Origin of the sequence: Umezawaea beigongshangensis (assembly GCF_016464305.1) — a bacterium.
Classification (GTDB): Bacteria; Actinomycetota; Actinomycetes; order Mycobacteriales; family Pseudonocardiaceae; genus Umezawaea_A; species Umezawaea_A beigongshangensis.
Map to the genome: position 1 here is coordinate 1 of NZ_JAEIOJ010000049.1, position 431 is coordinate 431.

Consider the following 431-nt stretch of genomic DNA (forward strand, 5'->3'; position numbering starts at 1 on the left):
CCACGCGTGATCCCCGCACCCGACAGGTACAACTCCCCCACCACACCCAGCGGAACCGGCCTCAGACTCGCGTCCAGGACATGAGCACTGGTGCCGTCCACCGGCACACCGATCGGCGTGCGGTCGTGCGCCGGATCGGTGACCGCGTGCGTGGAGTAGGTCGTGTCCTCGCTGGGTCCGTAGAGGTTGTTCACCACGTCGACGACCGGGTGCGCGTACAACGCGCGCACCAGCTCCGGCGACAACGGCTCACCGGCCAGGTTGATCGTGCGCGCCGAAGGGGGAACGGCGTTCGCCGCGAGCAGCTCCCGCGCCGCCGAGGGCACGGTGTTCACCAGCGTCACGTCCCGGTAGCGCTCCGGGTGCTCGATCACGTCCAGCACGTTGTCCGGAGCCAGCACCACCGTCCCACCCACCGACAGCGGGGCGAA

1 protein-coding gene is annotated in these 431 nt (G+C 69.8%); it reads right to left on the reverse strand.

All coding sequences use genetic code 11. The features are described 5' to 3' along the window. Positions 1–404: AMP-binding protein (locus IMZ35_RS30285; protein ID WP_307869049.1), on the reverse strand; the 404-nt coding region annotated here is incomplete at its 3' end. Positions 405–431: the final 27 nt, after the last annotated feature.